The sequence below is a fragment of the Secundilactobacillus sp. MJ173 genome (assembly GCF_059704265.1).
The window spans coordinates 1-1988 of the sequence record NZ_BAAKGN010000011.1; the positions used below are offsets into that span (position 1 = coordinate 1).

At 45.0% G+C, this 1988-nt stretch carries 1 protein-coding gene; it reads left to right on the forward strand.

Going from position 1 to position 1988, the window contains the following annotated elements; genetic code table 11:
• Positions 1 to 1988 (forward strand): MBG domain-containing protein (locus AC6H04_RS01485; RefSeq protein ID WP_497570011.1); only part of this gene is annotated, 1988 nt, incomplete at both ends.

Here is a 1988-nt window from a genome sequence, read left to right on the forward strand (position 1 = left end):
AATGCTCCAACTGACTTGACGAACGCCGACTTCAGTTTCATTGATAGCGAGAACCACGCAGTTGACAGTGTTCCTGAGAATGCCGGCACTTACACGGTTAGCCTGAACGCAGACGGGCAAGCGAAAGTCCAAGCAGCTAATGGCAATTACACGTTGACTGCTGATAACTTTTTGCCTGGGACATTTACGATTACGGCTAAATCTACGACAAAGGACGATGTCACGACTCAAGCAACGGTCAACAATCAGAGCAAGGTTTACGGTGACAAGGATCCAAACTTTGATTTGACTTATGGCGACAAGCTCAATGCCGCAACTGACTTGACGAATGCCGATTTCAGTTTCAAAGACAGTAACGGTAATGTGATTAGTGGTATTCCTGAAAATGTCGGTACTTACACAGTTAGCCTGAACGCAGACGGACAGGCTAAGGTTCAAAAGACCAACGAAAATTACACGTTGGCCGGTGACAACTTTAAGCCCGGTACGTTTACGATCACGGCTAAAACCACGACAAAAGATGATGTCACAACTGAAGCCACAGTTAATGATCAAACAAAAGTTTATGGCGATAAAGATCCAAACTTTGATTTGACTTATGGTGACAAATTGACTGCTCCAACTGATTTGACGAACGCCGACTTCAGTTTCACTGATAGTAATAAAAATGCTGTTACTGGTGTTCCTGAAAATGTCGGGAGCTACACGGTTAGCCTGAACGCAGACGGGCAAGCTAAAGTACAAGCAGCTAACGGAAATTACGCGTTGACTGCTGAAGACTTTAAGACTGGTACATTTACAATCACAGCTAAGCCGACAACGCTAGGTGATGCCACGACAGAAGTGACAACTCAAAATGAGGTTATAAATGAAGGTGATCCTCTACCAACATTTACAGTTTCATATGGTTCGAACCTTTCAAATCATCCTGACCTCACGAATGCTGATTTCAGCTTTGATGGTTCTGATACGATTCCTACCACTGCAGGTGTTTATGTTGTTACATTGAATGACGTTGGAAAGAAAGCTGTTCAGGATGCTAACCCTAACTATAAGTTGACTGACGCTGACTTTATCAGTGGAACGTTCATCATTAATAAAGTTACGACCGATCCTGATGGGGGTAAGACCATCACTAAGACAGATGATTCAGGTGCCATTACCCAGATTGAAAAAGACTGGTCAGATGGTGACAAGACGGTGGTTGATATCGATACAGAAACCAATGTGGTTACAGTTACTGAGACACCAAGTGGTCAGCCAAGCTTAACTCCTGTCACGGTTCAACCAGGCGGTACTGGCAAAGCGGGTAAGACGACAGTCACGAACAATGAACCAGATGGTGTAACGTTCACGCATGAAACACCGAGTGTGGATGATGATGGCAATCCTACTACTGGGACCAATGGTGAAACAGTCACCACACCAGATGGCACACGGACTTACAGCAAGGCACAGGTAACCGGTGGAGTTTCAACAACGGCTGATAATTACTACAATACCAAGAAAACAGGAGATCCATTTGGCGGCGAGACGATTACCAAGACAAATGGTTCTGGCGTAGTCACCCAGATTGAAAAGAATTGGCCAGACGGTGATAAGACAGTGGTTGATATTGATAAAGATACTGGTAATGTCACCGTCACAGAGACACCAAAAGATCAGCCAAGCTTAACACCAGTTCCAGTAAAACCAGGTGAGTCAGTGAAAGTTGGCAAGACGACAGTGGCTAATAACGAACCAACTGGTGGTGTCAGCTTAACGCATGATGTACCAGGCACGGATGCCAATGGTAACCCAACCGCTGGAACAATTGGTGAAGTGGATACGCCAGATGGCAAGCAAAGTTACTTCAAGAGTAGTAATGGTGAGTCAATTTCAACCACGCAGGAAAATTACTTCACGAACACTACCAGCGATGATCCAAATGGTGGCAAGACGATCACGAAGACAGACGGTTCAGGTGCCATTACCCAGATTGAGAAGGA